Raw genomic sequence first — 23,451 nt, 5'->3', positions numbered from 1 at the left:
TTTTGAGGCAGTGCGCCTCACGACGGATAGTGTCAAGTAATCAAGTAATAGACTGGAAATACGCAAAATGATCGATTGGACCCCTATAGTCTTCGTTACATTCAAGGCGCTCGTGCTCGCCACAGGCATGTTCTTCGCCATTAAGTGGCATTACGACCAAGGCAAGAAGGATAAGGATAAGGCGAAGCAGAATCGCGCGGTGCTGCGCGCGAGCGGCAAGGTGGTCGCGATCTTCGCGCTATTGCTCCTGGCGCTGGGGATCGTCACCTTTTTCGTCGTCAGGATGGCCGGTCTGGACATGACCATGCCATGATGACAGGCAGTCGCCAGCCGATATCCCGCGATGCGGCGGCAATTTCCCGCCGCGGCGTTGCGCGCAGGCCTGCCTCAGCAACGGATTAGACGGCGCGCCTTGGGTTTTCAACGTCCGGTGGGTTCCCTCAGGACGCCTTCTGCGGGAGCTGTTCGGCAAGTCCGATGAGGATGCCTTCGGGACCACGGATGTAGCAGAGCCGATACATGTGTTCGTACCGGACTACTTCGCCGACCAGCTTCGCGCCGCGTGTGACGAGCCGGCCGAGCGTATCGTCGATATCCTCGACGGTAAACATGACACGCAGGTAACCAAGAGCGTTCACTGGGGCGTCGCGGTGATCGGCGACCACGGGCGGCGCGAGGAAACTGGATAACTCGAGACGGCTGTGACCGTCCGGCGTACGCATCATGGCGATCTCCACGCGCATGCCGTGCAGACCGGTGACGCCATCTGCCCAGTTTCCTTCAATGGGGGCGCGCCCTTCGAGAACGAGACCAAGTTCGGAGAAGAACGCAATGGCGGCTTCGATGTCTTCCACGACGATGCCGACGTTGTCCATGCGCTTGACTGTCATATTGCCTCCTGGGAGTCTAACCTGGCCCGCCGTCAGGGAGAAGGAGCGCCCCGCTACGGCAGCCTGTGCCGGAAAGTCGGTTCGATATTGCGCGCATGCAGCCAGCGTACGATGTCCTCCAGTGTGGCGTCCTGCAGCAGCAAGCCTGGCTGCGTAACGGGCTTTACCGCCGGTAATGGCACGGCGACGGGCGCGAGAGCGGGCACGGTATCAGCCGGCCCCGCATGTCCCTGCAGCTTCGCCAGCGCCTGCGCGAATTGTCCCGCAGTGATGCTGCGCAAGCTTTCCAGGAAGCCCAGCTGGGCGGCGGGCGGCGGCGGCATATCGAGGCCCGGCTCGTCGACGAAGGCGGCGCCCATGCTGGGGTGGATGAAGGCGGCCCACTTGCCCGATGGCTGCAGGCACGGCGGCAGCGCCACCTGTTCCACGTCGGCCGGCGGCGCAACGGCGAGGATGTCGGTCGAAGCAGGTAAAAAGGTGGAGCGCAGCAGCTGCACGAACTGGCGCGCCTGGGCGACGGGCACGGGCGTGGCCAGCGACAGCCACAGCTGAAATGCCGTGCCCGAGATGCTGACGGCGGGCGCCGGCAAGTCCAGCTCGTGCTGCACGGCATTGGCGATCATGCACAGCGCGCTCCAGTGCGCTTCGCCGCAGCCCTTGCCGCCAAACTCCAGCACCAGCGCGCGCGTCAGGCCGTGTCCGCTCACCAGTTGCACGGCCACCGTCCGCTCGCCCGACAGGTGGCGCGCCAGCACGGCCGGCATCAAAGGCTGGGCGCCGCCCTGCGCATCGACGTATTGCTGCTGTTCCTCGAACAGGTACAGACGGGTGAGTTCGGAAATCAGTTTATGCATGGGCGGCCTCGTAATGACGTTGAGCAACACTTGTCAACGTGCCCCGATTATAGCCTTCCCGCCCTTAACGCACCCACCCGCCCGGCGCCGAACACCAGCCAGCTGGCCGCGGCAAACAGGCAGGCGGCCACGCCGCCGTACAGCATCACGGCGCCAAAGCCCTGTGCCAGCGCAAGCTGGGCCACGCGGGCCGGCAGCGCGCCGGCGCCCTTGCCTGCCGACAAATCCTCGGCCATGGCGCGCAAGGCGGCCGCGTCCAGCCCGCCAGGCAGATGCGGCCGCAAGGCGGACTGGATGGCGCCGACGAGGATAAAGCCCATCAGCGCGATATTGATGGACAGGCTGATCATGCGCGCGCTGATGTCGATGCTGGACGCCATGCCGGCCCGTTCGCCCGGCACGGCGCCCGTCGTCGTATTGGTGACGGGCGTATTCGTCAGACCGAGGCCCGTGCCGGCCAGCAGGCAGCCGGGCAGGATCGTCAGCCAGCTGGCGGCATCCGCATGGCTGCCCCACAGCATCAGCAGAAAACCCGCGCCGATGGCCAGCATGCCGGCGGGAATGACCGCATCGGCGCGGTAGCGCAGCGCCAGCCGCTCGGCCAGCGGCGGCATCAGCAAGGTGGGCAAGGTGTAGGCCAGCAGGGTCAGACCCGTGCCCAGGCTGCTGTAGCCGAGGCCATGCTGCACGTACAGGGGCAGATAGATCATGAAGGGCCAGAAACTGCAGTTCATGCCGGCCGAGCCGAGCAAGGCGCCCGAGAAACGGCGGATGCGAAAGACGGCAAAATCAACCATCGGTTCAGGCTGGCGACGTTCGATGACGGCAAACAGCATCAGGCTGAGCAGCGCCGCGGCCAGGCTGGCCACGGTGCGCGGGTCGGAAAAGCCCAGCGCCGGCCCCTGCGTGATGCACCAGGCCAGGCTGGACACGGCCAGCGACAGGGTGACGATGCCCGCCACATCCAGCTTGCGCCGCTGCGGATCGCGCGATTCCGTCACGCCCAGACCCGCCAGCAGCAGTGCGACGACGGCCAGCGGCCCGTGCACGAGAAATACCCATTGCCAGCTCGATAGCGCGACGATGGCAGCGCCGATGATGGGTCCGAAGCCCAGGCCCAGGCCGAACACGATGCCCCAGGCGCCAAACGCCCTGCCCCGCGCCGCACCGGCCGGGAACTGCCGCGACAGTACGGCCACCTGGCAAATCAGCATGGCGCCGCCGGCCGCGCCCTGCAACGCCCGCGCGGCGATCAGCACGCCCGTGCCGCCGGCCCAGCCGCACGCGAGGGAACTGACGCCGAACAGCGCCAGGCTGGCGAGCAGCAAACGCTTGCGGCCGTAGCGGTCGGCCAGGGTGCCCGTGGCCATCAGCACGGTGGTGCAGGCCAGCGTGTAGGCGTTCATGACCCACTGCAAGTCCTTGAAGTCGCCATGCAGCAGTGTTTCCAGGGTGGGCAGAATGACGGGCACACTGGAAATTTCCAGTCCGAACATGAGCGAGGCCAGGCACACGGCGGCCAGGGTCAGCGAGTTTTGTTGTGAAGTAGTCAGGTGCATCGAAGCCTTGATGTCGGTAGTCATGGAGGGGCGCGTAGAGGCGGCGCACGGCGAGCCGCCATTCTAGAAAGCCGCAACTCATGAGGGAAATGATAAAATTTTGTACAATTCATTCATTTTCATCATGAATCACGGGAACCCCATGGACTTCGATACCGCCCTGCTGCGCGCCCTGGTCGCCGTCGCGGACACGGGCGGCTTTACGCGTGCCGCCGAACGGCTGCACCTGAGCCAGTCCGCCGTCAGCCACCAGATCGCCGCCTGGAAGAACAGGCGGGCACGGCGCTGCTGCAGCGCACGACGCGCAGCCTTAGCCTGACGGAAGACGGCGAGGATTTTTTGCGCCACGCGCGGCAGATTCTGGCGGCCCAGGATGCGCTGTCGCGGCGCTTCCGGCGTTCCTCGATTGCCGGTGCCGTGCGCTTCGGCGTGCCGGAAAATTTCATGGGCGCGCGCCTGCCCGCCCTGCTGGCGCAATTCGCGCACCTGTTTCCCGCCGTGCGGCTCGATGTCACGGTGGGCACCTATCTTGACTTGCAGCAACTCATCGCCGCCGATGCGCTGGACCTGGCCGTCGTCATGGTTCTGGCCGATAGCGGCGATGAGACGGCCGTGCTGCGCCGCACGCGCTTCGTCTGGGCGGCGGCGCACGATTTCCGCCACGACGGCGCGCTGCCGCTGCCGCTGGCGTTTTCCCCGGCGCCGTGCATGCACCGGCAAGTGGGCGTCGACGCCCTCGACGGCGCCGGCCTCGACTGGCGCGTGGCGTTCACCTCGCCCAGCCAGCAGGGCTTGCGCGCCGCCGTGCTGGCCGGGCTGGCGATCACGGCCCTGCCGCAGGGCGACCTGGAGCCGGGCATGATCGTCATCGATGGCCAGCATGGCTTGCCCGCCCTGCCCGCCGCCCAGTTCCAGCTCGTCTGGCGCGCCGCTGGCAGCACGGCGGCGGCCGACGCGTTCGGGCTATTGCTGCGCGAGTGGTCCGCCGGGGCGGCGGCATGACAGCACCAGCAGCGAGGGCGGCATGGCGCGGTACCGGGCGATGGGCCGCATGACCGGGCAGACATCGTCGCCACGCGAACATGCGTTTACCGTGCGGCGGCGCAGGACTATAGTGGCTGCTTTCCCACCTGTTCAAGGATCGCCATGAAACTCTTTTACTCGCCGGGCGCCTGCTCGCAGGCACCGCACATCATCCTGCGCGAAACGGGCACGCCGTTCACCCTGGTGAAGGTCGACCTGGGCCAGCACCAGACGCAGGAAGGCGGCAATTACTATGAACTCAATCCGAAAGGCCAGGTGCCGCTGCTGGCCCTCGACGATGGCAGCACCTTGAGCGAAGGCCCCGTCATCGCCCAGTACATCGCCGAACAGGCGGGCAGGCAGGATTTATTGCCGCCGGGGGGCAGCTTTGCCCGCTACAAGGTGCTGGAATGGCAGAACTACATCACGTCCGAGCTGCACAAATCGTTCAGTCCCCTGTTCGATCCCCGCTACGACGCCGCCACCAAGGCCTTGTTCATCGAGCAACTGGGCAAGAAATTCAAGTGGGTCGACAGCCGCCTGCAAGGCCAGGCTTACCTGACCGGCGACACCTTCACCGTGGCCGACGCCTATCTGTTCGTCATCGCGGGCTGGGCGCCGCGCGTAGGCGTGGATTTGTCGGGCCTAGCCAATGTGCAGGCCTTCCTCGGCAGAATGGCCCAGCGCGACAGCGTCAAGGCGGCATTGGCGGCGGAAGGACTGGCCAAGGCGTCTTAAAAGCAGTGTTGTGGTGCCGGGAAAGACTGCTCTTTGACGGCGCCGACATAGGCCGTGAACGCGCCGCCGATGCTGGCCTGCCCCGTCATGAAGTCGCGCACGAAGCGCGCCTTCTTGCCAGGAAACACGTTGAGCATATCGTGCATGACGAGTATCTGACCTGAACAGTCGGGGCCAGCACCGATGCCGATGGTGGGAATGGCCAGCAGTGCCGACACTTCCCGGCCCAACGCGGCCGGTATGGCTTCGAGCAGCAACAGCGACGCGCCTGCCGCCTGCAGGGCATGCGCATCGGCTTTCAACAAGGCCGCGCTTTGCGGCGTCTTGCCCTGCACCTTGAAGCCGCCCAATTGGTGCACGGACTGCGGCGTCAAGCCCAGATGGGCGAACACGGGGATACCCCGCTCGGTGAGAAAGCGCACGGTTTCGCACAGCCAGCCGCCCCCTTCCAGCTTGACTATGTGCGCGCCCGCCCGCATCAGCTGGACGGCGTTGTCATACGCCGCTTGCGGCGTGGCATAGCTGCCGAACGGCATGTCGGCCGCCAGCACGGCCGTACGGTTGCCGCGCGCCACGCTGGCCGTGTGGTAGGCGATGTCGGCCACGCTGACGGGCAAGGTCGTACCCTGCCCTTGCACCACATTGCCCAGCGAATCGCCGACCAGCAGCAGTTCCACGCCACAGGCATTCATCAGGGTGGCGAAACTGGCGTCATAGCAAGTCAGGGCGGCAATCTTTTTCCCCGCATCGCGCATGCCCAGCAAGGCTGGTACCGTCAACGGTTTGCTCCGCGGCAAATGTTCAGTGTGGTCCGGGGTGGGCATGGTCTTCATTTCATTTCGTTAAGTTAAGTTTTCTCGGACTTGCCGTGCATCACCATGATGGTCTGCTGCATCAGTGCACACAGGATTTCCTGGCCATCCTTGACGGCAAACACTTCGGCTTGCGTGACGATCAGCGTGCGGCCGGGCCGCACCACCTTGCCGCGTGCAATCAATTTCTCGCCGTCGGCGGGCGCCAGCAAATTCATCTTGTATTCCACCGTCAGCACGGACGCGCCTTCCGGCACCATGCTCATGGCCGCGTAACCTGCGGCCGAATCCGCGATCATGCCCACCACGCCGCCATGCACGAAGCCGTGCTGCTGCTCGATGCCGCTCCAGTGCGGCACGTGGATTTCCGTGCTGCCGTGGTTGACCACGGGCAGGCTGGCCTGGATCAGGGTCATCGCGTTTTGCAGCGCAAAACTGGCGCGGACTCGGTCGGCGAATTGCGGGTCGGTAAGTCGGGTCATGGTGGATTGCTTTCTCAAGGGGGACGGGGGGAAACGCCAGCACGCTAGTATGCAGGATGCAGCTTTTCTTGATATAGTGAAAAACCGACAGCATCTCATGCAATACCGCCACCTGCGAACATTCCCATGTCAACGACCAGACACTTGCTGACGGCGCCCTACAGCGGCGTGCTGCCCGCCCCCATCTGCTTTCGCAGCGCCGCCATGCCCGCTGCGGCCATGTATCCCAGCCACAGCCATTCCTGGGGTGAATTCGTCTATGCGCTGGGTGGCGTAGTAGAGGTGCTGGTGGCAGGAAAACACTACCTGGTGCCGCCCCAGTACGGCATCTGGCTGCCGCCGCGCGTGATGCACACGGGGCAAAACCGCCATCCCGCCTTCCACAGCTCGCTATATGTGAGCGAAGCACTGTGTCGGGAGCTGCCCGCCGCGCCGTGCGCGCTGGCCGTCACGCCGTTCGTGCGCGCCATGCACGAGCACTTGCGCGCGCACCCGCCCGGCTTGCCGCAGACCATCCATGAAGAGCGCCTCTTGCATGTCTTGCTGGACCAGCTGGCCCGCGCCACGCCCGTGGGCAGCTACCTGCCCAGCTCGGATGACCCCATGCTGGGCAAGGTACTGGCGATGCTCGACAGCACCCCCGGCGACCACCGCCCGCTGGCCGCGCTGGCGCAAGCCGTCAACACCACCGAGCGCACGCTGATGCGCCGCTGCCAGCGCGACCTGGGCATGAGCTTTGCCCAATGGCGCGCGCGCCTGCGCGTCATCAAGGCCATGGCCATGCTGGAAGCGGACCAGACGGTCGAAAGCATCGCCTTCGACCTGGCGTATGCCAGCTCCTCGGCCTTCATTGCCATGTTCCGCAAGGTGACGGGTGAGACGCCGGACGAGTACCGGCGCCGCAGCGCCTAGTCGCAACCGTGCCCGCTGTGCGAAAATGCCCGCCTTCGCCATTGCCGGACTTTACCCATGCCGCACGCTACCATTGCTACCCTTTCCGCACGCGACGCGCGGCGCATCGCGCGCCTTGCGCCGGCGGCCGACGCCGCCCGCTTCCTGCACCCGGCCCAGCAAGCCTTGCTGCACCGGCGCGGCTGGCTGACGATGCTGGCGCCGCGCAGCGCGGGCGGCGCCGAGCTGCCCTTGCCGCACGTGGTGCGCCTGGAAGAAGCCGTGGCCGCCGTTGACGGCAGCATGGGCTGGGTGCTGACCCTGTGCGCGGGCGCGGGCTGGTTCGCGGGATTTCTGGCGCCCGACATGGCGCGCGCCATCATCGGCACGCCGCGCGCCTGCCTCGGCGGCAGCGGCGCGGCCACCGGCTACGCGGACGAGGAAGGCGACGGCTACCGCATCACGGGCAGCTGGGATTACGCCAGCGGCGCGCCCATGGCGACCCATTTCACCCTGAACGCCCGCCTGCGGCGCGATGGCCAGCCCCTGCTCGACGAACAAGGCCAGCCGCGCATCCGCGCCTTCCTCGTGCCCGCTGCGCTGGTGCAGCTGGTGCCCTCGTGGAACAGCATCGGCATGCGCGCCAGCGCCTCGCACAGCTACCGCATCGACGGCCAGTGGCTCGCCAAGAAGCACGGTTTCACCATCGATGCGGCCGCCGCGACGGCCGACGGTCCCCTGTACCGCTACCCGTTTTATTCGCTCGCCTACGCGACACTGGCCGCCAACGTGGCCGGCATGGCCGCGCATTTCATGGAATTGGCCGAGCAATGCATGCGCCACCGCCGCCATGCGCGCGCCGGCTTGCCCCTGCTGGAGGTACCGGCAGTGGCCGCCACGCTGCAAGACAGACAAGACGCGTTCGCCGGCGCCCGCATGCGTTTTTACGCCGTGCTGGACGACAGCTGGGCGCAGGTGGCGGGCGGCGCGGCGCTCGACGCGCACGCCATGCAGGCCGTGCAAGACCGTTCGCTGGCCCTCGTGGCCGCGTGCCGCGCGGCCGTCGATGGCCTGTATCCGTACTGCGGCCTGTACGCGGCCCGCGAAGACAGCGCCATCAACCGCGTCTGGCGCGATTTCCATACGGCCAGCCAGCATGCGCTGCTGCTGCCCTGAGCTGCCTGGCCGGCGCCTTAGCGCGGATAGCTGTCATCGGCCACCTGTTCCAGCCACGTCACCACCGTGCCATCTTGCTCTTCCGCAATGGCAACATGCTGCATGGCGGATGTGGCCGTGGCGCCATGCCAGTGCTTGACGCCGGGCGGTATTCACGCCACGTCGCCCGCGGCCAGCGCCTGCAGCGGTCCCTGCCAGTGCTGCACCCAGCCCCGGCCTTGCGTGACGACCAGGGTCTGGCCCAGCGGATGCGTATGCCAGGTCGTGCGGGCGCCGGGCGCGAAGGTAACGGTGGCGCCGCCCACGCGGGCGGGCGCCAACCGCAGGAACCTGGCGTCGACGTCGACCTTGCCCGTGAAATAGGCGGCGTCGCCGGTGATGGCGGCCATGGCGGCGGCGCGTGTGACGGTGACGGCCGCCGGCGCGGAAATGACGCCGGCCCCGGCGGAGACGGCCCCGGCGGGCAGGCAAAGCGGCAAGAGTGCCGCGGCGTATCGGTGCATCGGTGATTTCCTTTCTTGCCGGTATGATTGATCCCACGGGCAGCCGGCGGCGCCTGTCCCGAGATACGAGCTTAACAGCGCTGGCCCGCGCTGATTAGCGGCGCAAACCCGCTAAGGCCTATAAGCTGGGCTGATGAATGAGCCGATGCACGGCCTGTTTCGCAAGAAAGGCAGGCGGACGCCCCGCGGGCCGGATTGCCTGATAATATGGGGCATCGCTACTATTCGCTCCCCTATCCATGCACGTCAACACGCTCAGCAGCCTGGCACAGCTTTTGGCCAGCGCCGAAACGGAAACCCTGGCCTTTCCCACCAGCATCAATACGGCCCTGCTCCTGCAAAAGGAACTGGCCAACCCGGATTGCCACTCGGCCGATATCAGCCGGCTGCTGCTGTGCGAACCGACCTTGTCGGCGCGCGCCGTGGCGCTGGCCAATTCGGCCATGTTCGCGTCCGGCCAGGCGCCCGCCATCACCAGCGTGCGCGCCGCCGTTGAGCGGCTGGGCCACCGCAACCTGTATGCGCTGGCGACGGCGGCCGTCATCCGCCAGTTGAACGCGGGCATCCGCGACGAAGCCTTGCGCGCCCGCGCCACCCAGCTGTGGGCGCACACCGTGCATGTGGCGGCGCTGGCGCATGCGCTGGCAGGCGCCGTCACGCAGACGGATGCCGATACGGCGCTGTTCGCCGGTATCGTGCATGAAGTAGCCGGCTTTTACTTGCTGGCCCAGGCCGACAAGACCCCGGGTCTGTACGCCGAACTGGAAACGCAGATGGCCTCCACCCTGGAAGTGATCGGCCGCGCGCTGATGCGCCAGCTGGGCGTGCCGCTGTCGGTGGCCGATGCCGTCAACGCCTTGCCCGGCTCGACCATCATGTTGCCGCCCGAAGGCTTGCGCGACACCCTGCTGCTGGCCAAGGCGCTGGCGCCGATTCCTTCGCCGCTGCCGCAGGCCTACGTCACCGTCAGCGCGCCGCTGCAGGCCTACCTGGACCACGATCCCGTGCTGCAGGCGCTGCGCACGCAGCCGTCGGCCGAAGCGAAGGCCCTGATCAAGGTGCTGCTTAGCTGACGGCCGATCTGCTATGATGGCGCAGGCCCGGACGGACCCGGCCCGCTTTCATTGATGTGCACTGGAAAACTGCCTTGACTACCTCCCTACGCATGCTCGGCCTGGCCGCAGCTCTGACCATGGCGTGCAACGCCAACGCCGACAGCTTCGTTTCCTCGGCCTCCAGCGCCGGCTCCCAGTCGAGCGGCAGCATTTCCGATTCGCTCAACGGTTCGAGCAACAGCTCCTCGCGCGACAACAAGGTGGCCAATGGCCCCTACCGCATCATCGACGTGGCCGCCGTGCCGGGCCGCGACGGCATGACGCGTCTGACCATGCAGGCCGAGGCCACGGCCGCGCCGCTGGTGCTGGACTTGCCGCAGGCGGCGCTCGACAAGCAGCAGCTGGCGCAGGGCGACGTGGTGCATGCGCAAAACCGCGCCTACGGCATCGAATTCTCGCGCAACGACACGCGCGCCGCCTTCTTCCTCGTGCTGGCCGACGACTGGTACGGCGAACTGGCCACGCGTCCCGTCAGCCTTTGATCCGTTTTCTCCTGCACCGCCCGGCACTGCTGCTGGGCGTTTGCGCCGTCTTCAGCGCTGGCGCCGCCCAGGCAGGCACGTCGCTCGCCTCGTCGCGCTTTTGCGACCGCGCGCAGGAACTCACGGCGACGGAACAGGACCGGCTGCTGCGCTTTGCCGCCGTCGTGCGCGAGGAACTGGCCGCCAGCGAAGGCAGCGTGGCCCTCATCAGCCGCTCCGGCCTGGACCTGGCCCGCTTCGGCATCCGCTATTCGCACGCGGCGCTGGCCTGGCGCCACGACAACGACAGCGGCTGGTCCGCGCGCCAGCTGTACTACGCCTGCGACGAAGGCCGTCCGCGCATCTTCGACCAGGGCACGGCCGGTTTCGCCATGGGCACGGCCAATCCTGCGCTCGGCTACATCTCGCTGGTGAAACTGCCGGCGGCAACCGTGCCGCCCCTGCGCCGCGCCCTGCTCGATCCCGTGCGCGTGCAAGAGCTGCTGGCGGGCCGCTACAGTGCCAATGCGTACGCCTTCAATTTGAAATACCAGAACTGCAATCAGTGGGTGGCGGAAATGCTGGCCGCCGCCTGGGGTGAACTGGCCGCGGGCGGCGACTTGCGCGCGCGCGCCCAGGACTGGCTGCGCGCCGCCCAATATGCGCCCGCCCCCGTCGACGTGGGCGCCCGCTGGCTGATGCTGGGATCCATCTTCGTGCCCCTCGTGCACATGGACGACCATCCGCCCGAAGCCATCGGCACGATGCGGCTGGCAGTGAGCCTGCCGGCCAGCCTGGAAGCGTTCGCGCGCCAGCGCCTGCCCGCCAGCGAGCGCGTGGAAATCTGCCACGACGGCAGGCAGGTGGTGGTGCACCGGGGCTGGGAACCGGTCGCCGACGGCTGTATTCCTGGCGCGAACGACCGCGTCATCGCCCTCGACGATACGCCCTAGGCAGTCCAGGCGGCCAGCGTCGCTTCGACCTGATCGAGCAAGTGCGCTGACTGCGGCCCCTGCCCCATCCGGCGGGCCACCTCGCCGCACGCCAGTTGGACGGCGGGCGCGGCCAGCAGGCGCGCCAGCTGCCGCCGCATGCGCCCGGCCGACAAACGCCTGGCCAGCAAGACATCCCCCACGCCGAGCCGCTTGATCCTCCAGCCGTTGTCGAACTGGTCGTACGCGAACGGCACGATCAGTTGCGGGATGCCCGCGCGGAAGGCGTCCGCGCTGGTGCCGATGCCGCCATGGTGCACCACGGCCGCCACGCGCGGCAGCAGCGCCGCAAACGGCACGTACGCCTGCCACATGACGCTGGGGGGCAAGTGCTGCGGCACCTGCGCCGCATGGGACGTGAGGAACAGGCCGCGCCGTCCCAGCCGCCGCAACACGTCCAGGGCGATGCTGAAATAGCGCTGCGCGTGCTGGTGACCGGTACCGGGCGTAAAGACGATGGGCGGCTCGCCCTCGTCCAGAAAGCGTTCCAGCTCCGGCGGCAGCGCCGCGACGCCATGCGGGGCGGCGCAGGGGAAAGCGGCTTGCACGAAGTGCGGCGGCCAGTCCGCCTGCGGGGCGGCGAACCAGGCGGGAAACAGCCCCAGCGAGGCATCCGGCGCGGCCAGCATGTGCGCAAAAAAATGCGCTTCGGGCGGCAGTCCGTGCTGCGCGCGCGCGCCGTTCAGGCCGGGCAGCAGCGCCGGGTCGACCATGCTGCGGTGGATCAGCCGCCACAGGGCCTGGCGCCAAGCGAGCGGCACCCACGCGGGAATGCGCAGCGAGCCGGCCGCCAGGAAATCATGGCTGCTGCACAGGTTCGATGGCGCCAGATAGGCCGCGACGATGCGCAGGTCCGGGCGTGCCGAGCGCGCCAGGGCGGCCATCGGCACGAGGAAAGGATGGCACAGCACCACGCACTCCTCACCGTCCGGCAAGCCTTGCACCACGTCGCGCACGGCGCCCAGGTGCGGCACGAGGCCGCGCCACACCACGCCCCAGCCTTTGCGCTCATCCCACAGGCCCGGGTCGCCCAGCATGGCCTGGCCCTCCGCCGCACTGCCGAAGGTGCGATACGGCAGCCCAGAGGCCAGCGCCGCCGCTTCCTGCCAGGCCGGCACCAGCAGCAGCACGCGCCGCCCCCGTTGCCGCAAGCCCTGCGCCAGCGCGATAAACGGTTGCATGTCGCCGCCGGTGCCGTTGCTGGCGACAATGACGAGCGGCGCAGGCGGGTGGTTGCCATCAGCCATGCCGCCCTCCGTGCCTGGCAAAGCTGTGCGGTGCAAAATCAGACAAGAACGCAGGGTGCATGGGAATCTTTCCTAGTTGAAACGTCCAACGATGGTAGGCGATGACGGTCAGCATTTCAATCAATAGCTGAGCGCCGCTTGACGCCATGGCTGCCTGCAATGGCTACGCCGGGAGTTGCAACACCATGTCCCACTGGTCGATGCCGGGCCCGAAGCCATCCGGCGTCACCTTCACCGGCACGAAGCCGAAGCGCGCATAAAAGCCCTGCGTGTGCTGGCTGGTGTTCATGCCCACCTTGACCACTTGCGGCACGGCGCGTATCGCATCGAGGCGCGCCTGCGTCAGCGTGCGGCCCAGTCCCTGGCCGTGCGCGTCCTGCGCCACCATGCCCCAGCACAGGCTGGCGGTTGAGCCGTCCGCCTCGATGGCATGGCCGCCGCAGGCGACGATGCGCGTTGTTCCCTCGACCGCACGTTCGATCACCAGATACGGCTGCGTTGACTCTTCCAGCCAGGCAACGAAGGCCGCACGCTCGGACGGGTCGAAAAAGCGCGGCGTGTTGCCGTCGAAAAGAGCCAGGCAAGCGTCGCGGTCGCTGGCGCGGTAAGGACGTACTGTTTGCATTTTCTGTACTCAAAAGAACATGAACGCCAATTATAAGGGCTGTGCACTCAGGCCAGCTGTTCCGAACCGACGATATGCACGCCCGGTGCGGCGGCCAGCGCCGCTTCCAGCAGGGCGCCGGCGATGCGCGCTGCGGGGTTGATGCGCCAGCGGCGCGGCAGCGCGGGACCCAGCACGCGCAGCAGGCGCAAGGCGGCGCCCTCGCCCGCGCGCGCCACGTCGCGCTCGCCGCCGATCAGGCCCGGGCGCACATAGGTCAGCGACGCAAAACCCAGCTGCGCCAGGTCGCGTTCCAGCTCCCCCTTGACGCGGTTGTAGAAAAAGCGCGAGCCGGCGTTGGCGCCGGCGGCGGAATTGAGCGCGTACGCGCGCGCACCGGCCGCCAGCGCCAGGCGCGCCACGGCCAGCGGATAATCGTGGTCGACGCGCCGGAACGCCTGCCGCGTGCCGGCCGCCTTCATGGTCGTACCCAGGGTGCAGATGACGGCGTCCATCTGCCACCAGGGCGCATCCGCCGGCAAGTGGTCGAAATCGACGAGCGGCGCGGACAGCTTCGGATGGGGCGGCAAGGCCTTGCGCACGGGCGCCACCACCGTGCTGACGCGCGCATCGGCGAGCGCCAGGCGCAGCACTTCACGGCCGACGAGACCGGTAGCGCCCACGAGCAATAGTTTCATCGTTTCCCAGTATAAAGTTGCTCACAATCACACCATACACGGAACTCAGGACAGGCGCAGCGCCAGCGCCGCCAGCGTCAGCAGCAGCACGGGAACGGTCAGCACGATGCCGACGCGGAAATAGTAACCCCAGGAAATGTGGATATTCTTGCTGTCGAGCACGTGCAGCCACAGCAAGGTGGCCAGGCTGCCGATGGGCGTGATCTTCGGGCCCAGGTCGCTGCCGATGACGTTGGCGTAAATCATCGCTTCGCGCACGGCGCCCTGCGCCGTCGTCGGGTCGATGGCCAGCGCGCCCACCAGCACCGTCGGCAGGTTGTTCATCACGGACGACAATAAGGCCGTCAACACGCCCGTGCCCATGGCCGCGCCCCACACGCCGTACTGGGCACAGTAGTTCAGCATGCCCGTCAGGTAAGCCGTCAAGCCTGCATTGCGCAAGCCATACACGACCAAATACATGCCCAGAGAAAAGACGACGATCTGCCATGGCGCATGACGCAGCACGTGGCGCGTGGAAATCACGTGCCCCTTGCCCGCCACGCCCAGCAGCAATGCGGCGCCCACGGCGGCGATCAGGCTGATGGGCACGCCCAGGGCTTCCTGCGAGAAAAAGCCCACCAGCAGCAGCGCCAGCACCAGCCAGCCGGCGCGGAAGGTGGGCAAGTCGCGGATGGCGGCGTCCGGGCGTTTCAGCTGCGAGGCATCGTAGTCGCGCGGGATATCCTGGCGGAAAAAGAGCAGCAAGGCGCCCAACGTCGCCAGCACGGCGACGACGTTGACGGGCGCCATCACGGAAGCGTACTCGGCAAAACCGATCTTGAAGAAATCGGCCGAGACGATATTGACCAGGTTCGACACCACCAGCGGCAGGCTGGCCGTGTCGGCGATGAAACCGGCCGCCATCACGTAGGCCAGGGTGGCTTTGGCGGAAAACTTCAATGCCCGCAGCATGGCGATGACGATGGGCGTCAGGATCAGCGCGGCGCCATCGTTGGCGAACACGGCGGACACCAGCGCGCCCAGCAAGACCAGCAGCACGAACAGTTTGGTACCGCTGCCGCCGCCCCAGCGCGCCACGTGCAAGGCGGCCCATTCGAAGAAGCCGGCCGCGTCCAGCAGCAGGCTGATGATGATGACGGCAATAAACGTGCCGGTGGCGTTCCACACGATATGCCAGACGACAGGGATGTCGCCCCAGTGGATCACGCCGGCCAGCAGGGCGACGCCGGCGCCGATGACGGCGCTCCAGCCAATGCCCAGGCCGCGCGGCTGCCAGATGACCAGGGTCAGGGTGGCGAGGAAGATGAGGAAAGCGGTCAGCATGCGGCGAGGTTCCGTTCGATGCGGCGACGCGGGCACCATGCGCCGCAGCCTGTCAATGTCAAAAATAATTCCATAATACTGGAATTGTTGAATGAATGCAAAACCATGTCACAGGCATGCAAACGGAAAAAATACTCGCGCCATCCGGTCCTGGCATTATCTTTAGGTAACTAATCCGGTGTATAGTCCCACGGCAACACTGCTTGTCAAAAAGGAGGCGCCGGTGGCAACCGTATATCAGACAGCAACAATGGGCGAGGCGCGCGTACGCGTGGCCCTGGTGGAGCGCGGCAGCGCCGACCTGCTCGTGCACCGGGTGGGCAGCCGGGGCCTGGCGCACGGCGACGCCCTGTGGTTCATCACGCGCGAACGCCAGAGCGCCAATGTCCACGCGTACTTCACGTCGCAGGGCATGGCACAGCTGACAGTGTGCTTTGTCGACAACCATGGCGAAGCGGGCTGGACAAAGCCGCATCCGCTACGTGGCCGGCTATAGGAAGGCACCACGCCGTTTTCCCGATGACAGGAGCGACAACCATGGATTTGATCTTGCTGGAACCCGGCAACGGGGAACTCGTGTTCGGCAAGACGCCGGACGGTGGCAGCGCCGGCATCGACGCCATCTGGCGCGATGCCGGCGCCCTGCAGGACCTGGGCCCGTGCATCGAGCTGGTCTCGCTGCACCAGGGTATGAAACAGCAGGTGACGACGGACGTCAGCAATTCGGCGCGCACGTCCGGGCGGCCCGTGATCACGGAATTTACCTGCGTCAAATATGTCGATGCGACCTCGGTCAAGCTGTACGAGCTGTGCCTGCTGGCGAAGCCGCTGGGCTCGGGCGCGGCCCAGCCGACCAGGCTGTACATCGCCCGCAATACGGGCGGCAAGGCGGTCAACCTCATCACCATTGCCCTGCGCGACGCCCTGATCAGCGAAATCCAGCTGCAAACCCATCCCGACGACATGCCGACCGAGCAGTTCAAGCTGAACTTCACGGAAATCCTCTGGACGCACAGCGTGCAGCAGGCGGACGGCCAGCCGGGCGCCCAGCAGGCGACGGGCTGGAGCCTGGCGCGCAACCGGCCGATTTCGTCCTTTACCGGATAAGCCCATGAACGACGCGGCACCTTCTCCTGACATCGCCTGCATCGGCAACGCCGGGCTGGCGCTGCTCCACCCCTTCCTGCCGCCAATGTTCCAGCGACTGGACCTGCTCACCACTGGCGGCGATGGCAGGCCGCAGCTGCGCGGCGAACACGGCGCGCGCGCCGTGCGCTTGCTGCAATACCTGGTCGATGGCAGCAGCGACGCGCCGCAACAGGAGCAAGAGCAGGCACTGTCGCTGAACAAGCTGCTGTGCGGCCTGCCCCTGGACTTCCCCGCCGCGGCCGTCGACCTTGGCCAGGACGAACTGGCGCTATGCGACCAGCTGCTGCATGCCGTCATCGTCAACTGGCCCGCCATTGGCGCTGTCTCGATCACGGCCTTGCGCGCAACCTTCCTGCAGCGCGAAGGCCGGCTGCAATGGCGCGACGCAGACGCCACCCTGGCCGTGCAGCGCAGGACGGTCGATGTGCTGATGCGCCAGCTGCCATGGTCCCTGACCATCATCCTCCATCCATGGATGCCCCAGCCCTTGCATGTGACATGGTAGCCCCGTACCAGACCGATACTTCCACGAGGAAACCCGCATGAGCAACTACATCCGCATCGCCGGCAACCCCGCAACCGGCATCGTGCTGCTGGGCGACGATGGCGCGGTGCGCAGCCTGGGCCAGGTCGGAACATGGTCGGCGTGGATGGCGTCCCCGCAGGCCGCCGCTTCGTGCCCGGCGAAACTGCGTTTGCCTGCCTGCGCGGCGACGGCGCGGGCTTCGTCACGGTGGCCCATGGCACGGCCATCCGCTATCTCTCCGTCCTGGGCCAGCAGAAGGCGCGCTGGAAGGACGTCGCCTTGCCGCCCGCCGGCACGGGCATCGCCGGCCTGGCGGGCGCCCCCTGGAGGGCTACCTGCTGCTGGCCGTCGCCTGTACCGCCTGTACCGCCTGGACGGCGCTGCCGGCGCCACCGCTCGCCTTCGAGATGGTGACAGGGAATTTTCAGGATGGCTTCATCGCTTACGGCGAAGAACAATTGTTCATACTGGAGATGGGCGCCCAGCCGAGATGGGGCCGCCTGGTCATGCCCAGCTTCGACGTGCGCGCCCTGTCCGGCGATCCCGCTCACGGCGTGGCGGCCGTGCTGGCCGACTCCAGCGGCGACGGCACCCTGGTCGTCTATGCCCTGCGTCCGGGCAGGGGATCGTGGTCGCTGGCCCTTGCGCCGTCGCCAAAGCGCGCATAGCCCCTACTCCTCCAGCCCGCCCCCCAGCGCCTTGTACAGCGCCACGGCCGACTTGAACTGGTCGCGCCGCGTGTCGAGCAGGGCTTGCTGGGCCGCATACGACTGGCGCTGCGCGTCGAGCAATTCCAGGCGGCTGTCCTGGCCCGCGCCATAGCGCAAGGCCGACAGCTTGCGCCGCTGTTCGGCGGCGGCCGCCACGCGCTGCTGGGCTTCGATCTGCTGCGCATACGTGGCGCTGCCAGCCAGGCCGTCGCGCACCTCGCGGAACGCCGCCTGGATCGCCTGTTCGTACTGCAGCACGGCCACGTCCTTGCGCAGGCGCGACAGTTGCAGTTCCGCGCGCAGCTGGCCGCCCTGGAACAGCGGCTGCGTCACTTGCGGCGCGAACGACCAGCTGCGCGCGCTGCCGCGGAACAGGTCGCCGAGCTCCGGGCTGGCCAGGCCCAGCTGCGCCGTCAGCGACAGGCGCGGGAAGAAGGCGGCGCGGGCGGCGCCGATTTCCGCATTCGCCGCCACCAGCGCGTACTCGGCCTGCAGGATGTCGGGCCGGCGCCCCAGCAAGTCCGACGGCAGGCCGGGCGGCAGCTGCGTCAGCACGGGCTGGCCAGCGAGCGGCCGGCCGGCAGGCAAGTCCGTTGGCAGCGGCGCACCGAGCAGCAATTCCAGGTTGTTGCGCGAAAGTAGACTGGCCCGTTCGCGCGCCTGTACGTCCGCTTCCGCCGTCGCCGCCTGCCCTTGCGCTTGCGCCACGTCCAGGCCGCTGCCCTGCTGCGCGCCGTGCAGGCGCTGCGTCAGGACCAGCGCCTGGCGCCAGTCAAACAGGGTTTGCCGGGCCAGCGCCAGCTGTTCCTCGGCCAGACGCTGCTCCAGATAGGCGTCGGCCACGGCGCCGATCAGGGCCATATGCGCGGCGCGCTGGCCCTGCTGCGTGGCCAGGTAGCGGGCAAACGCGGCATCCGACAGCGAACGCAGGCGGCCGAACAGATCGATCTCGAACGCGCTCATGGCGATGCCGGCCGTGAACGTGTTTTGAACCTTGGCATCGGCGCCGCGCTGACGCACGCCGCCCGCATTGGCGCCGACGGCAGGATAGCGGCCCGCATCCTGGATCTGGTACTGGGCCCGCACGGCTTCCACGTTGAGCGACGCCACGCGCAGGTCGCGGTTGTTTTCCAGTGCGATATCGACGAGGCGCTGCAGGCGCGCATCGAGCAGCATCTGGCGCCAGCCCAGGCCGGCCGCCGTGCCGGCCGTGGCTGGCGCGGCAATCTCTGCATAGCTGGCCGGTATCGGCGCCGCCGGCTTGACCAGCGGCGGCGTCAGGGAACACGCCGACAAGGCCAGCGCGGCCAGGGGCGTAAGAAAAAATACACGCATTACAACTCTCCTTCCACCGCCTTGACGGCGATGCGATCACTGCGTTTGTTGAAGTACCTGCCCATCCTGTCGACGGCGCCCAGCACCACGACAAAGAACACGGGCACGAAAAACACGGCCAGCACGGTGGCGGTGATCATGCCGCCGAACACGCCCGTGCCGATCGCGTGCTGCGTCTCGGCGCTGGCGCCCGTGGCCAGCATCAGCGGCACCACGCCCAGCGCGAACGCCAGGGACGTCATCAGGATCGGACGCAGGCGCAAGCGTGCCGCTTCCACCGTCGCCTCGACCAGCCCACGCCCTTGCGCCTGCAGCTGACGCGCATATTCGACGATCAGGATGGCGTTCTTCGCGGAAAGACCAATGATCGTGATCATGCCCACCTTGAAGAACACATCGTTCGGCATGCCGCGCAACATCACGGCCAGCACGGCGCCCAGCAAGCCCAGCGGCACCACCAGCATCACCGAGACGGGAATCGACCAGCTTTCATACAGGGCCGCCAGCACGAGGAAGACCACAAGCATCGACAGCGCCATCAGCATGGGCGCCTGCGACGCCGATTCCTTCTCCTGCAGCGACTGCCCCGTCCACGCCAGCGCGAAGCCGGGCGGCAGCTGTTTCACCAGGCGCTCCATTTCCAGCATGGCGTCGCCGCTCGATACGCCGGGCGCGGCGCTGCCCGAAATGCGCGCCGCCGGATAACCCTGGTAGCGCACGAGCTGCAGCGGCGACTCGCTCCACACGGGACGCACCAGCTCGCCCAAGGCCACCATGCCGCCCGCGTTATTGCGGATGCGCAAGGCCAGCACATTATTCAACTGCATGCGCGACGGCGCATCGGCCTGGATGATCACTTGCTGCATGCGGCCCGCATTCGGGAAATCGTTGACATAGGTCGACCCCATGGCCGCCGTCAGCATGTCGGCAATCGCCGTAAACGATACGCCCAGCGCTTCGGCCTTGGTGCGGTCGATATCGAGGCGCACGCTGGCGCCGGGCGGCAAGCCGTCCGGATACACGCCCGCCACCTTGGCGCTTTGCGCCGCCAGTCCCAGCAGCTGGTTCTGCGCCGCCTGCAGGGCAGCGATGCCCTGGCTGGCGCGGTCTTGCAGGCGCATGGAAAAGCCGGACGAGTTGCCCAGTTCATCGATGGCGGGCGGCATCAGGCTCATGATCACGCCCTCCTTCGCCTGCGACATGGCCGCCTGCGCCAGCGCCACCTCTTCCTGCGCCGTGGCGCCGTTGCGCTCCTTCCAGTCCTTCAGCATGGTGAAGGCCAGGCCCGCATTCGGCCCCGCGCCGGAAAAGCTGAAGCCGAGGATGGACTGGTTCACTTCGATGCCGGGCCGCGTCGCCACATGCTGCTCGTACAATTTGACGACATCGAGCGTGCGCTCCATGGTGGCGTCGGACGGCAGCTGGATCGAGGTGATGAAATAGCCCTGGTCTTCTTCCGGCAGGAAGGCCGACGGCAGCTGCATGAAGGCCACGCCCAGCGCCGCGACAATGGCGCCGTACAGCACCATCGAGCGGCCGGCGCGTTTGAGCATCGCCACCACGCCTTTTTCATAGCGCGCCGTCATGCGGTCAAACTGGCGGTCGAACCACAGGAAAAACCCTTTTTTATCGTGGTCGTGCGGGCCGATGGGTTTGAGCATGGTGGCGCACAGGGCCGGCGTCAGGCTCAAGGCCAGGAACGCCGAGAACAGGATCGACACGGCCATCGCCAGGGTGAACTGGCGGTAGATGGCGCCCACGGAACCGCTGGCCAGCGCCATCGGGATGAACACGGCCGTCAGCACCAAGGTGATGCCGACGACCGCACCAGTAATTTCGCGCATGGCTTTCGACGTCGCTTCCTTCGGCGACAGGCCCTCGGTGGCCATCAGGCGCTCGACGGCTTCCACCACGACGATGGCGTCATCGACGATGATGCCGATGGCCAGCACCATGCCGAACATGGTCAGCACGTTGACGGAATAGCCGGCCAGCAGCATCACCGTAAACGTCCCCATCAGGGCGATCGGCGCGACGATGGCGGGAATCAGGGTGTAGCGTATCTTTTGCAGGAACAGGTACATGACGAGGAAGACCAGCACCATCGCCTCCAACAGCGTGACGATGACCTTCTCGATCGAGATCTTCACGAACGGCGCCGTGTCGAACGGCACCGAATACTTGATCCCGGCCGGCATGGTGTGCGCCAGTTCGGCCATGCGCGCGCGCACGGCGGCGGCCGTCTGCACGGCGTTGGCGCCCGGCGACAGCATGACGGCCGCGCCCGACGCGGCTTGCCCGTTTTCGCGGATGCTGAAATTGAAGCTTTGCGCGCCCAGCGCCACTTTCGCCACGTCGCCGATGGTCACTTTCGAGCCGTCCGCGTTCGCGCGCAGCACGATGGCGGCAAATTCGGCCGGGGTTTGCAGCTGGCCCTGCACCGTCAGCGGAATCGTCACGCGCTGGCCATGCACGGCGGGCGAATCGCCCAGGCGGCCCGGGGCGATCTGCGCATTTTGCTGCGCGATGGCGGCCGTCAGTTCGCCCATGGCGATGTTGTACGACACCAGCTTGGCCGGATCGACCCAGATGCGCATGGCCCGCTCGGAGCCGAACAACTGCACCTTGCCCACGCCGGGAATGCGGCGCAGTTCTTCCGTCACGTTGCGCGCCAGGTAGTCGCCCAGCGCCACTTCGTCATGCTGGCCGTTTTCGGAAATCAGGCTGACGATCATCAGGAAGCCGGACGATGCCGACTCCACCGTCAAGCCGTTTTGCCGCACGGCTTGCGGCAGGCGCGGCTCGATGGCTTTCAGGCGGTTCTGCACGTCCACCTGGGCCATTTCCGGGTCCGTGCCCGGCTGGAAGGTGACGGTGATCGAGGCCGAACCCGAGGTATCGGTGGACGACTCGAAATACAGCAGGTGCTTGACGCCCGACAATTCGCGTTCGATCAAGCCCACCACGGAATCGTTCATGGTTTGCGGCGTGGCGCCAGGGTAGCTGGCGCTGATGCTGACGCTGGGCGGCGCCACGGAAGGAAAGCGCGCAATCGGCAATTGCGGTATGGCGATCAGTCCGAACAGGACGATGAAGACCGCCACCACCCACGCAAAGACGGGGCGGTTGATGAAAAATTGAGGCATGTCGTTAGACTTTCATTGGATTCAAATGGCGCATCAACGCGCCTTGGCGGCAGCCGCCGTGGCCACGACGGCCGGCTTCCATGGCTGCGGTGCGACGGTGGCGCCTGGCTGCAGGCGTTCCTGGCCTTCGATGACGACGGTTTCGCCCGCCGCCAGGCCGCCGTTGACCACGTACTGGTGCTCCACCACGTCGCCCACGCTGATGGGTTTAAGACTTGCTTTATTCGTGCCATCGAGCACCCAGGCCTGCGCCTGGCCGCCGCTGCTGCGCAAGACGGCTTGCTGCGGCAGCAGCACGCCATTGGCCTGCACGGCGCGGGCGATGCGGGCGCGCACGAACATGCCCGGCAAGAGCTGGCGCTGCGGATTGTCGACCAGCACGCGGATGACGGCGTCGCCCGTGCCCGCATCGACGCTGATGCCCGAGAACAGGATGCGCCCCGTGACGGGATGCGGCTGGCCGTCGGCGCCTAAAATGGTCACGGGCAGCTTGTCGGCGCCGCCCGTGCTGTCCGAATCCGAGGCCCGCAGCGCGGCCAGCGCGGCGGCCGGCTGGCGCACGTCGACATACACCTTGTCGATCTGCTGGATGCGCGCCATGGGCGCCGCGTCCGCCACGCCCACCAGCGCGCCTTCGGTCACCAGTTCGGAGCCGATGCGCCCGGCAATCGGCGCCTCGATGCTGGCAAAGGCCAGGTCCAGGCGGCGGCGCGCCAGGGTCGCGCGCGCCTGCGCCACGGTGGCCACGGCTTGCTCGCGCTGGGCCACGGCGTCGTCATACGCCTGGCGGCTGATGGCGTCCGCGTCCACCAGCGGTTTCAAACGGTCGGCCTGGCTGCTGGCGCGCTTTGCCGTGGCCACCGCGTGCTGCAGGGCGGCGGCGGCCGAATCGACTTCCGCCTGGAACGGCGCCGGGTTCAGCTGGAACAGCTTCTGCCCCGCTGTCACGTCGGCGCCCTGCTCGAACTGGCGGCGCAGCACGATGCCGCCCACCTGCGGGCGGATGTCGGCCGTGCGGAAGGCCGCCACCCTGCCCGGCAATTCGTCGCTGAGCACCACGGGCGCGGCGTGCAGCTTCAGCACAGTGACGGCGGCGGGCGGCGCCGCGCCTTCTTCCGGCGCGGGTTTGGAACAGGCGGCAAGGCTGAACAGTGCCGCGGCGATCAACATGTTTTTCCTGGTGGGGTACTTTACTGGCATGACTTTTCTCTATG

The 23,451-nt window shown here is 67.1% G+C and carries 27 protein-coding genes; 14 read left to right on the top strand and 13 right to left on the bottom strand.

The window, feature by feature from the left end:
- Nucleotides 1-67: 67 nt before the first annotated feature.
- Nucleotides 68-313: a hypothetical protein gene (locus tag ACQ4W4_RS20345; RefSeq protein WP_436543489.1), complete on the top strand. Its 246-nt coding sequence runs from the start codon at nt 68-70 to the stop codon at nt 311-313.
- Nucleotides 314-440: 127 nt separating this feature from the next.
- Here the strand turns inward: ACQ4W4_RS20345 and ACQ4W4_RS20340 are convergent, their stop codons facing one another.
- Genes ACQ4W4_RS20340 through ACQ4W4_RS20330 form a run of 3 tightly spaced genes read right to left on the bottom strand, consistent with a single transcriptional unit; the run spans nt 441 to nt 3,327 of the window.
- Complete coding sequence (locus ACQ4W4_RS20340; protein ID WP_436543488.1) at nt 441-890, bottom strand: VOC family protein; 450 nt, start codon at nt 888-890, stop codon at nt 441-443.
- Between the two features lie 53 nt (nt 891-943).
- Nucleotides 944-1,744 carry a hypothetical protein gene (locus ACQ4W4_RS20335; protein WP_436543487.1) on the bottom strand — a complete coding sequence of 267 codons (801 nt, stop codon included), beginning with the start codon at nt 1,742-1,744 and terminating at the stop codon, nt 944-946.
- A 47-nt stretch (nt 1,745-1,791) separates the two neighbouring features.
- Entirely contained in the window at nt 1,792-3,327 is a 1,536-nt protein-coding gene (locus ACQ4W4_RS20330) for an MFS transporter (protein ID WP_436543486.1), read from the bottom strand.
- 118 nt (nt 3,328-3,445) lie between these two features.
- On the opposite strand from ACQ4W4_RS20330, the gene ACQ4W4_RS20325 reads away from it, so the two are divergent.
- The 3 genes from ACQ4W4_RS20325 to gstA all read left to right on the top strand — a co-directional run bounded on the left by ACQ4W4_RS20325 (nt 3,446) and on the right by gstA (nt 5,064).
- Entirely contained in the window at nt 3,446-3,622 is a 177-nt protein-coding gene (locus tag ACQ4W4_RS20325; RefSeq protein WP_436543485.1) for a helix-turn-helix domain-containing protein, read from the top strand.
- Between the two features lie 20 nt (nt 3,623-3,642).
- Nucleotides 3,643-4,305: a LysR substrate-binding domain-containing protein gene (locus ACQ4W4_RS20320; RefSeq protein ID WP_436543484.1), complete on the top strand. Its 663-nt coding sequence runs from the start codon at nt 3,643-3,645 to the stop codon at nt 4,303-4,305.
- Nucleotides 4,306-4,449: 144 nt separating this feature from the next.
- On the top strand, nt 4,450-5,064 hold the full coding sequence (gstA, locus tag ACQ4W4_RS20315; RefSeq protein ID WP_436543483.1) for a glutathione transferase GstA: 615 nt from the start codon (nt 4,450-4,452) through the stop codon (nt 5,062-5,064).
- Here the strand turns inward: gstA and panB are convergent.
- Together panB and ACQ4W4_RS20305 are read right to left on the bottom strand one after the other, a co-directional pair.
- Entirely contained in the window at nt 5,061-5,888 is an 828-nt protein-coding gene (gene panB / locus ACQ4W4_RS20310; RefSeq protein ID WP_436543637.1) for a 3-methyl-2-oxobutanoate hydroxymethyltransferase, read from the bottom strand. The genes gstA and panB overlap by 4 nt on opposite strands.
- A 23-nt stretch (nt 5,889-5,911) precedes the next feature.
- Nucleotides 5,912-6,358: a PaaI family thioesterase gene (locus ACQ4W4_RS20305; RefSeq protein ID WP_436543482.1), complete on the bottom strand. Its 447-nt coding sequence runs from the start codon at nt 6,356-6,358 to the stop codon at nt 5,912-5,914.
- Nucleotides 6,359-6,484: 126 nt separating this feature from the next.
- Here ACQ4W4_RS20305 and ACQ4W4_RS20300 point away from each other — a divergent pair, with 126 nt between their 5' ends.
- On the top strand, nt 6,485-7,270 hold the full coding sequence (locus tag ACQ4W4_RS20300; protein WP_436543481.1) for an AraC family transcriptional regulator: 786 nt from the start codon (nt 6,485-6,487) through the stop codon (nt 7,268-7,270).
- 57 nt (nt 7,271-7,327) lie between these two features.
- Nucleotides 7,328-8,425, top strand: coding sequence for an acyl-CoA dehydrogenase family protein (locus ACQ4W4_RS20295; protein ID WP_436543480.1), 1,098 nt, complete (start codon nt 7,328-7,330; stop codon nt 8,423-8,425).
- A 152-nt stretch (nt 8,426-8,577) separates the two neighbouring features.
- Here the strand turns inward: ACQ4W4_RS20295 and ACQ4W4_RS20290 are convergent, their stop codons facing one another.
- On the bottom strand, nt 8,578-8,928 hold the full coding sequence (locus ACQ4W4_RS20290) for a cupin domain-containing protein (RefSeq protein WP_436543479.1): 351 nt from the start codon (nt 8,926-8,928) through the stop codon (nt 8,578-8,580).
- Nucleotides 8,929-9,203: 275 nt separating this feature from the next.
- On the opposite strand from ACQ4W4_RS20290, the gene ACQ4W4_RS20285 reads away from it, so the two are divergent.
- The 3 genes from ACQ4W4_RS20285 (at nt 9,204) to ACQ4W4_RS20275 (ending at nt 11,457) form a co-directional block, all read left to right on the top strand.
- Nucleotides 9,204-10,001 carry an HDOD domain-containing protein gene (locus tag ACQ4W4_RS20285; protein WP_436543478.1) on the top strand — a complete coding sequence of 266 codons (798 nt, stop codon included), beginning with the start codon at nt 9,204-9,206 and terminating at the stop codon, nt 9,999-10,001.
- 92 nt (nt 10,002-10,093) lie between these two features.
- Nucleotides 10,094-10,525, top strand: a complete 432-nt coding sequence (locus ACQ4W4_RS20280) for a hypothetical protein (RefSeq protein WP_436543636.1) — start codon at nt 10,094-10,096, stop codon at nt 10,523-10,525.
- The gene (locus tag ACQ4W4_RS20275; protein WP_436543477.1) at nt 10,522-11,457 is read left to right on the top strand and encodes a DUF2145 domain-containing protein; all 936 of its coding nucleotides are present in this window, start codon (nt 10,522-10,524) and stop codon (nt 11,455-11,457) included. Before ACQ4W4_RS20280 ends, ACQ4W4_RS20275 begins: the two co-directional genes overlap by 4 nt.
- Here ACQ4W4_RS20275 and ACQ4W4_RS20270 read toward each other — a convergent pair.
- From ACQ4W4_RS20270 to ACQ4W4_RS20255, 4 genes are all read right to left on the bottom strand, one after another.
- Nucleotides 11,454-12,743, bottom strand: a complete 1,290-nt coding sequence (locus tag ACQ4W4_RS20270; RefSeq protein ID WP_436543476.1) for a glycosyltransferase — start codon at nt 12,741-12,743, stop codon at nt 11,454-11,456. The genes ACQ4W4_RS20275 and ACQ4W4_RS20270 overlap by 4 nt on opposite strands.
- Nucleotides 12,744-12,906: 163 nt before the next feature.
- Nucleotides 12,907-13,368 (bottom strand): GNAT family N-acetyltransferase, encoded by a 462-nt coding sequence (locus tag ACQ4W4_RS20265; RefSeq protein ID WP_436543475.1) that lies wholly within the window; start codon nt 13,366-13,368, stop codon nt 12,907-12,909.
- A 47-nt stretch (nt 13,369-13,415) separates the two neighbouring features.
- Entirely contained in the window at nt 13,416-14,045 is a 630-nt protein-coding gene (locus tag ACQ4W4_RS20260) for a Rossmann-fold NAD(P)-binding domain-containing protein (RefSeq protein WP_436543474.1), read from the bottom strand.
- Between the two features lie 45 nt (nt 14,046-14,090).
- Nucleotides 14,091-15,371 carry an arsenic transporter gene (locus tag ACQ4W4_RS20255; protein ID WP_436543473.1) on the bottom strand — a complete coding sequence of 427 codons (1,281 nt, stop codon included), beginning with the start codon at nt 15,369-15,371 and terminating at the stop codon, nt 14,091-14,093.
- Nucleotides 15,372-15,594: 223 nt separating this feature from the next.
- Between ACQ4W4_RS20255 and ACQ4W4_RS20250 the strand changes: the two genes are divergently transcribed.
- The 5 genes from ACQ4W4_RS20250 to ACQ4W4_RS20230 all read left to right on the top strand — a co-directional run bounded on the left by ACQ4W4_RS20250 (nt 15,595) and on the right by ACQ4W4_RS20230 (nt 17,714).
- Nucleotides 15,595-15,867 carry a 7(1) septoil knot domain-containing protein gene (locus ACQ4W4_RS20250; RefSeq protein ID WP_436543472.1) on the top strand — a complete coding sequence of 91 codons (273 nt, stop codon included), beginning with the start codon at nt 15,595-15,597 and terminating at the stop codon, nt 15,865-15,867.
- Between the two features lie 41 nt (nt 15,868-15,908).
- Nucleotides 15,909-16,478, top strand: a complete 570-nt coding sequence (locus tag ACQ4W4_RS20245; RefSeq protein ID WP_436543471.1) for an Hcp family type VI secretion system effector — start codon at nt 15,909-15,911, stop codon at nt 16,476-16,478.
- 4 nt (nt 16,479-16,482) lie between these two features.
- Complete coding sequence (locus tag ACQ4W4_RS20240; RefSeq protein ID WP_436543470.1) at nt 16,483-17,025, top strand: contractile injection system tape measure protein; 543 nt, start codon at nt 16,483-16,485, stop codon at nt 17,023-17,025.
- A gap of 132 nt (nt 17,026-17,157) precedes the next feature.
- On the top strand, nt 17,158-17,460 hold the full coding sequence (locus tag ACQ4W4_RS20235; RefSeq protein ID WP_436543469.1) for a hypothetical protein: 303 nt from the start codon (nt 17,158-17,160) through the stop codon (nt 17,458-17,460).
- A 44-nt stretch (nt 17,461-17,504) separates the two neighbouring features.
- Nucleotides 17,505-17,714 carry a hypothetical protein gene (locus tag ACQ4W4_RS20230; RefSeq protein ID WP_436543468.1) on the top strand — a complete coding sequence of 70 codons (210 nt, stop codon included), beginning with the start codon at nt 17,505-17,507 and terminating at the stop codon, nt 17,712-17,714.
- Between the two features lie 3 nt (nt 17,715-17,717).
- On the opposite strand, the gene ACQ4W4_RS20225 is transcribed toward ACQ4W4_RS20230, so the two are convergent.
- Genes ACQ4W4_RS20225 through ACQ4W4_RS20215 form a run of 3 tightly spaced genes read right to left on the bottom strand, consistent with a single transcriptional unit; the run spans nt 17,718 to nt 23,407 of the window.
- The gene (locus tag ACQ4W4_RS20225) at nt 17,718-19,091 is read right to left on the bottom strand and encodes an efflux transporter outer membrane subunit (protein ID WP_436543467.1); all 1,374 of its coding nucleotides are present in this window, start codon (nt 19,089-19,091) and stop codon (nt 17,718-17,720) included.
- Entirely contained in the window at nt 19,091-22,237 is a 3,147-nt protein-coding gene (locus tag ACQ4W4_RS20220) for a multidrug efflux RND transporter permease subunit (RefSeq protein WP_436543466.1), read from the bottom strand. The genes ACQ4W4_RS20225 and ACQ4W4_RS20220 overlap by 1 nt, the downstream gene beginning before the upstream one ends.
- Before the next feature lie 33 nt (nt 22,238-22,270).
- Nucleotides 22,271-23,407, bottom strand: a complete 1,137-nt coding sequence (locus tag ACQ4W4_RS20215) for an efflux RND transporter periplasmic adaptor subunit (RefSeq protein ID WP_436543465.1) — start codon at nt 23,405-23,407, stop codon at nt 22,271-22,273.
- Nucleotides 23,408-23,451 lie beyond the last annotated feature (44 nt).

Origin of the sequence: Janthinobacterium glycogeni (genome assembly GCF_051380725.1) — a bacterium.
In the GTDB taxonomy this organism is placed as follows: domain Bacteria; phylum Pseudomonadota; class Gammaproteobacteria; order Burkholderiales; family Burkholderiaceae_D; genus Janthinobacterium.
The sequence above is the reverse complement of the archived record's forward strand: the minus strand, read 5'-3'. Positions and strand labels throughout refer to the sequence as shown.

What these genes read in the sequence shown, in the direction of transcription:
- ACQ4W4_RS20305 (WP_436543482.1), bottom strand. Translation starts at nt 6,358, where the DNA reads ATGACCCGACTTACCGACCCGCAATTCGCCGACCGAGTCCGCGCCAGT.
- ACQ4W4_RS20345 (WP_436543489.1), top strand. Translation starts at nt 68, where the DNA reads ATGATCGATTGGACCCCTATAGTCTTCGTTACATTCAAGGCGCTCGTG.
- ACQ4W4_RS20255 (WP_436543473.1), bottom strand. Translation starts at nt 15,371, where the DNA reads ATGCTGACCGCTTTCCTCATCTTCCTCGCCACCCTGACCCTGGTCATC.
- ACQ4W4_RS20240 (WP_436543470.1), top strand. Translation starts at nt 16,483, where the DNA reads ATGAACGACGCGGCACCTTCTCCTGACATCGCCTGCATCGGCAACGCC.
- ACQ4W4_RS20295 (WP_436543480.1), top strand. Translation starts at nt 7,328, where the DNA reads ATGCCGCACGCTACCATTGCTACCCTTTCCGCACGCGACGCGCGGCGC.
- ACQ4W4_RS20270 (WP_436543476.1), bottom strand. Translation starts at nt 12,743, where the DNA reads ATGGCTGATGGCAACCACCCGCCTGCGCCGCTCGTCATTGTCGCCAGC.
- ACQ4W4_RS20245 (WP_436543471.1), top strand. Translation starts at nt 15,909, where the DNA reads ATGGATTTGATCTTGCTGGAACCCGGCAACGGGGAACTCGTGTTCGGC.
- ACQ4W4_RS20235 (WP_436543469.1), top strand. Translation starts at nt 17,158, where the DNA reads ATGGTCGGCGTGGATGGCGTCCCCGCAGGCCGCCGCTTCGTGCCCGGC.
- ACQ4W4_RS20325 (WP_436543485.1), top strand. Translation starts at nt 3,446, where the DNA reads ATGGACTTCGATACCGCCCTGCTGCGCGCCCTGGTCGCCGTCGCGGAC.
- ACQ4W4_RS20225 (WP_436543467.1), bottom strand. Translation starts at nt 19,091, where the DNA reads ATGCGTGTATTTTTTCTTACGCCCCTGGCCGCGCTGGCCTTGTCGGCG.
- ACQ4W4_RS20290 (WP_436543479.1), bottom strand. Translation starts at nt 8,928, where the DNA reads ATGCACCGATACGCCGCGGCACTCTTGCCGCTTTGCCTGCCCGCCGGG.
- ACQ4W4_RS20330 (WP_436543486.1), bottom strand. Translation starts at nt 3,327, where the DNA reads ATGACTACCGACATCAAGGCTTCGATGCACCTGACTACTTCACAACAA.
- ACQ4W4_RS20265 (WP_436543475.1), bottom strand. Translation starts at nt 13,368, where the DNA reads ATGCAAACAGTACGTCCTTACCGCGCCAGCGACCGCGACGCTTGCCTG.
- ACQ4W4_RS20220 (WP_436543466.1), bottom strand. Translation starts at nt 22,237, where the DNA reads ATGCCTCAATTTTTCATCAACCGCCCCGTCTTTGCGTGGGTGGTGGCG.
- ACQ4W4_RS20215 (WP_436543465.1), bottom strand. Translation starts at nt 23,407, where the DNA reads ATGTTGATCGCCGCGGCACTGTTCAGCCTTGCCGCCTGTTCCAAACCC.
- ACQ4W4_RS20280 (WP_436543636.1), top strand. Translation starts at nt 10,094, where the DNA reads ATGCTCGGCCTGGCCGCAGCTCTGACCATGGCGTGCAACGCCAACGCC.
- panB (WP_436543637.1), bottom strand. Translation starts at nt 5,888, where the DNA reads ATGCCCACCCCGGACCACACTGAACATTTGCCGCGGAGCAAACCGTTG.
- ACQ4W4_RS20335 (WP_436543487.1), bottom strand. Translation starts at nt 1,744, where the DNA reads ATGCATAAACTGATTTCCGAACTCACCCGTCTGTACCTGTTCGAGGAA.
- ACQ4W4_RS20260 (WP_436543474.1), bottom strand. Translation starts at nt 14,045, where the DNA reads ATGAAACTATTGCTCGTGGGCGCTACCGGTCTCGTCGGCCGTGAAGTG.
- ACQ4W4_RS20300 (WP_436543481.1), top strand. Translation starts at nt 6,485, where the DNA reads ATGTCAACGACCAGACACTTGCTGACGGCGCCCTACAGCGGCGTGCTG.
- gstA (WP_436543483.1), top strand. Translation starts at nt 4,450, where the DNA reads ATGAAACTCTTTTACTCGCCGGGCGCCTGCTCGCAGGCACCGCACATC.
- ACQ4W4_RS20340 (WP_436543488.1), bottom strand. Translation starts at nt 890, where the DNA reads ATGACAGTCAAGCGCATGGACAACGTCGGCATCGTCGTGGAAGACATC.